The following is a 4598-nucleotide window of genomic DNA, read 5'->3' as shown; positions in this document are numbered from 1 at the left end:
ATTGACAATGAGATACCGTTTGAGATACCGGAGAGTTGGACGTGGACAAGGTTCGGACAGGTTATTTCTTTGCTTTCTGGAACGGATTTTAAGCCTGAAGAATATAATGATAAATGCAAAGGAATTCCATATATTACAGGAGCCAGTAGTTTATCGGAAAATGGTGTTTTAATAAATCGTTGGACGGAAACACCGAAAGTAATTGCAAATTATGGCGATATTTTATTGGTATGTAAAGGTTCTGGTTATGGAAAAACTGTGATTTGCGATATTGAAAAAGCACATATTGCAAGACAAATTATGGCAATAAAAAAAGTTTCAACACTTGATGTGCTTTATATCCGTTTATTCTTACAAGCAAATTTTGATCAGATAAAGTCTAAGGGGCAAGGAGTTATCCCCGGAATAGACCGAAATAGTGTTATGAATATGCTGTTTCCTATTCCACCGTTAGCAGAACAGAAACGTATCGTTGGAAAGCAGAGAGAATTGTTTGTTAAAATTTCTTTTAATTAGTGCTTAATTGAATAATATCTGACGAAAGGAGATCTTTCGCTATGATAGAAAACGAAAAATTTGAAAGACACTTGAGAAAAAGCAATCTCTCAGAAAACACGATCTCATCGTATATGTTTGCTATTAAGCAGTACGGACAACAATATGATGATGTCACACAGAAAAAGCTACGAGAATACAAGATATGGCTTATAGAAAATTATAAGCCCAAGACCGTAAATCTCAGACTACGTGCACTAAACTGTTATCTGGAATCCATTGGAAAAGAGAAATTGAAGTTGCCGTTTGTTCGAGTGCAGCAAAAAAGCTATCTCGAAAATGTAATTAGTGAAGCAGATTATGAATACTTCAAATCATGTCTGAAAAAAGACGGTGAAATGTTTTGGTACTTCGTAATTCGTTTCCTTGCCGCCACTGGAGCCAGAATCAGTGAATTGATTCAGATCAAGACTGAACATGTTAAACTGGGGCATCTTGACTTATACTCCAAAGGCGGGAAGTTACGTAGAATTTATATTCCACAAGAATTGCAAAATGAAGCCGCTTTCTTGGTTGGCTGAAAAGCAACAAGAAAGCGGCTTCATTTTTTTGAACAAGTATGGCGAGCGTATTACTACTCGTGGCATTTCTGGACAGCTGAAAAAATTAGCAGTAAGATACAATTTCAATCCGGCGGTCATATATCCCCATTCATTCCGGCACAGATTTGCAAAAAGTTTCTTGGAACGCTGCAATGATATAGCATTTCTTGCCGACCTTATGGGACATGAAAGCATCGAAAATACCCGTATTTATCTCAGAAAAACATCCACTGAACAGCGGGAAATTGTAGATACAATCATAAATTGGTAACAGGAAAGGCATACACTTCGGATTATTTGAAGTGTATGCCTGATTTTATAAAATATCGCAAGAATTTATTACATTATTTACTTTTTCTACAATTCTTTTTTGTTCATTTACCGGTGGAAGTGGAACTAAATAATTGGAAACAAAGTCTTTCCCCACACGCTGTTGTCCGGCTGTTCCACTAAAATTTTTCACGCCATTTTGAATAAACGCATGGTTTTGGCAAATTATTAAAAAATAAGGCATATATAACCTTTTGGTGTAATCACGGAGAACATGAAGCTCTATAGTTCCTGCACCATAGCCACTTGGAAGATCATGAATCACAGTGGATTTTCTGTTTTGAAAACAAGGTGTAATTTTGGCAATTACAACATCATCATTTGCAAAATGTGTAAAATCGGATTTTACTTCTTTCCACAGTCTTTTTTCATAGGTATGACTATCGTTAAATCCATCTTTTAAAAGTGACATTGGCATAAATCCAACAACCTTATCATCAGCTATATTATTTCTTGGATTGATAGTAAACAACGATTCCAGTCTAATCCATTCCCAGCTGTCCGGAATCTCAAACGGTATCTCATCGTCAATACAACGCTCAATTCCGTCCAACTTCTCATAATGAGAACTTTACAAAGTGATTAGATGCAATATGTTTTTAAGGCGTTTTAATATTCTCGCCTGTTCTTTAGCCGGTGGAACTGGAATCAATATATTTTTCAATGAATTTAAACTGACTGTTTTCTGTGCTGTTCCAGTTGCATAGTTTTTGCATTGTTCATAAACGATTGGAGTAGAAAGCCATGTAGTAAGAAAGTTTGTTGCTATCTGTAATGGCTTTAACAAAGCTATGTGACGCTGAAAACAAAAGAAATTATCAACATCAACTGGAATAACAATTCCATATGAACCAGTTACGGTAAATAGAATATCATTTCGGTGCGGGATTCGATTTTCTGGTAAGTTATCATAATATTCTTGTGGAACAAATCGAGTATTGGTAAAATCAATTTTCCCAGCCGATACATTAGAAATTACAATAAAAGAAATACCTGAAACTGTTTGAGGTGGTGCTTGATGATCACCATCTGCAATACTTTTACATAGAGATGAAAGTCTGCTCCAACACCAATTTTCTGGTATTTCAAAAGGAATTTCATCATCAATGCACACTTCCTCAGAACCATGCTTTTCATAATGAGAATTATCCCGTCTATAGATTACCGATTCGTGTTTGTCTCGTTTGATTTTACTTTCTTGAATCAGCCGTTCTTTTTCAGCACGGATACGTTCCAAAAGGACAGAAGCTGGTTCATCTGATGGGACTTGAGGAACAAGTTTTCCTTGGACAGCTTCTTGTAGAATAGATTTTTTCAGCAATTCTGGAAATTTGTTATTTAATGTATCTATTGTTGATTTTATTTTATTGTATTGATCAATATATGGAATGACAGCATCTAATTTTTTTATAATTCGTTTTTGCTCTTCTATTGGTGGAAGAGCAATTAAGAATTTCTCAATTCTTGCAATCGCTAATTTGGGTTGTCCAACTTTTGTTGTCGCATTTATTATTTGATCTTGGATTAACGAAGATTGTAACGCTCGTAATAACCAATCTTGATTAATTTCCGTAAAAATTAATCTATCAGCATTTTCTGTTAAATTTGCTCCATCAAGTTCTTTGGATACTTTTCCAACTCTTCCTATGGTTCCAGCTACTGTAATAAACACATCTTCTTTGTTTATAATGTACTTTGAAATGTTTGGAAACACATCCTCTGGTACAAATTGTATACTGTCTATCAAAACCCGATCATCTTTCATATCAGAAATACGAATATAAGGATGTCCTGTATTTTCTTGAGTTAGTTTTCTGCCTGCTGGAATTCGTTTGCCTCCTAATACAGACTTTATTGCTCCTAATCGCACCCATTCCCAACTCTCCGGAATATCAAACGGAACCTCATCCGCAATACACACCGGCTCATTCTGCCACCTTCTCATAAGGCAAATTATTGATACTATAATAAAGCAATATATGCTATACTGAGAATAGTTGTAATTCATTATAAGTTTCAGATAAACAGTTAAGGCAGGAGGATTATACCATGGAACGAGTAGTAAATTTTTTGAAAGAAGCAGAAACATATTATTTGGCAACAGTGGAAGGAGATCAGCCAAGGGTAAGACCTTTTGGAACTGCACATATTTTTGAGGGAAAATTGTATATTCAGACCGGAAAGGTGAAGGATGTTTCAAAACAGATTCATGTAAATCCAAAGGTGGAAATCTGTGCATTTAAGAATGGAGAGTGGCTTCGTGTAGCAGGTGAACTTGTAGAAGATAATAGAAGAGAAGCAAGACAGTCTGTGCTTGATGCTTATCCATCTTTACAGAATATGTACTCAGCAGATGATGGAAATACAGAGGTGTTTTATTTTAAGAATGCAACAGCTACATTTTCATCATTTACACATGAACCGGAAGTAGTGAAGTTCTAAGGATAACATAAGATGGCAAAAAGCAAGAAGACAAAAATACATAAAAAGATAGATGGTCAGCTTTTACAGATGAACAAGAAGTTTAGTGATCTCAAGATGAAACAGAAGGATAAGATTACAGGCTGGGCGTATGAAGAATACAGAAAGTATGTAACAGAACATGATAAAGCACCTGATTCTTTGGCAGATGAACAGATTGTTGAAGCTGTACTTGATAAGATAAATGAGACACAAATCTGGATACCAGGTGGAGAAATATACGATTATTATCGAAGAAAGAAACCACAACTTCAAAAAAGGCTGGATAATGAAGAGGTGATTAAGTATAAATCTTATGTCAGCTTTTATAAAAGTATTGTTGATCAGCACAGGCATCTGTTGTTATATGCAATCTTAAGCATGAGATTGTTTACATGAATCCGGTAGCTGTTATCAGTTATGCGAAGCGAGGTGTCGATAAACTTATTGGAAAAAGTCTGTTAGATTGTCATAATTCGGAATCAAGAGATAAAATACAGCAGGTAGTGGACTGGTTTGCAGTAGATGAAAGTCAAACAGCGAAAGTCTTGAACCAAATCTTTTCAAAGAAAATAATAGCCAAGCTGGGATATACATCCATGCTCGACTATTATCTAATAATCTGTGAAAACTAAAGAACCGCCGTAGGTGGTGTGGGAGGACGGTAAATAAAATAATTATTTACCTCCTACCCGATTGCGATATTTTGTG

At 35.5% G+C, this 4598-nt stretch carries 6 protein-coding genes and 1 pseudogene; 5 read left to right on the top strand and 2 right to left on the bottom strand.

From position 1 onward, the window contains the following. Together AC075L_RS08060 and AC075L_RS08055 are read left to right on the top strand one after the other, a co-directional pair. A partial coding sequence (locus AC075L_RS08060) for a restriction endonuclease subunit S (RefSeq protein ID WP_476387514.1) occupies positions 1-516 on the top strand: 516 nt, incomplete at its 5' end. A gap of 41 nt (positions 517-557) precedes the next feature. Next, positions 558-1368, top strand: a pseudogene (locus AC075L_RS08055) (tyrosine-type recombinase/integrase). Positions 1369-1413: 45 nt separating this feature from the next. On the opposite strand, the gene AC075L_RS08050 reads toward AC075L_RS08055, so the two are convergent. After that, the gene (locus AC075L_RS08050) at positions 1414-1980 is read right to left on the bottom strand and encodes a restriction endonuclease subunit S (RefSeq protein ID WP_476387513.1); all 567 of its coding nucleotides are present in this window, start codon (positions 1978-1980) and stop codon (positions 1414-1416) included. 18 nt (positions 1981-1998) lie between these two features. Further along, on the bottom strand, positions 1999-3348 hold the full coding sequence (locus AC075L_RS08045; RefSeq protein ID WP_476387512.1) for a restriction endonuclease subunit S: 1350 nt from the start codon (positions 3346-3348) through the stop codon (positions 1999-2001). A gap of 128 nt (positions 3349-3476) precedes the next feature. Here AC075L_RS08045 and AC075L_RS08040 point away from each other — a divergent pair, with 128 nt between their 5' ends. The 3 genes from AC075L_RS08040 to AC075L_RS08030 are packed head-to-tail and all read left to right on the top strand — an operon-like array spanning position 3477 to position 4522. Beyond that, positions 3477-3869 (top strand): pyridoxamine 5'-phosphate oxidase family protein, encoded by a 393-nt coding sequence (locus AC075L_RS08040; RefSeq protein ID WP_476387511.1) that lies wholly within the window; start codon positions 3477-3479, stop codon positions 3867-3869. A gap of 12 nt (positions 3870-3881) precedes the next feature. Next, the gene (locus AC075L_RS08035; protein ID WP_476387510.1) at positions 3882-4286 is read left to right on the top strand and encodes a hypothetical protein; all 405 of its coding nucleotides are present in this window, start codon (positions 3882-3884) and stop codon (positions 4284-4286) included. Further along, positions 4283-4522, top strand: a complete 240-nt coding sequence (locus AC075L_RS08030) for a hypothetical protein (RefSeq protein ID WP_476387509.1) — start codon at positions 4283-4285, stop codon at positions 4520-4522. The genes AC075L_RS08035 and AC075L_RS08030 overlap by 4 nt, the downstream gene beginning before the upstream one ends. Positions 4523-4598 lie beyond the last annotated feature (76 nt).

The organism is Blautia sp. ZXY-1-B12 (genome assembly GCF_056339915.1).
This window is presented reverse-complemented; position numbering and strand designations above follow the sequence as displayed.

Coding starts and splice junctions, on each gene's coding strand:
- AC075L_RS08035 (WP_476387510.1), top strand. CDS start 3,882: ATGGCAAAAAGCAAGAAGACAAAAATACATAAAAAGATAGATGGTCAG.
- AC075L_RS08040 (WP_476387511.1), top strand. CDS start 3,477: ATGGAACGAGTAGTAAATTTTTTGAAAGAAGCAGAAACATATTATTTG.
- AC075L_RS08030 (WP_476387509.1), top strand. CDS start 4,283: ATGAATCCGGTAGCTGTTATCAGTTATGCGAAGCGAGGTGTCGATAAA.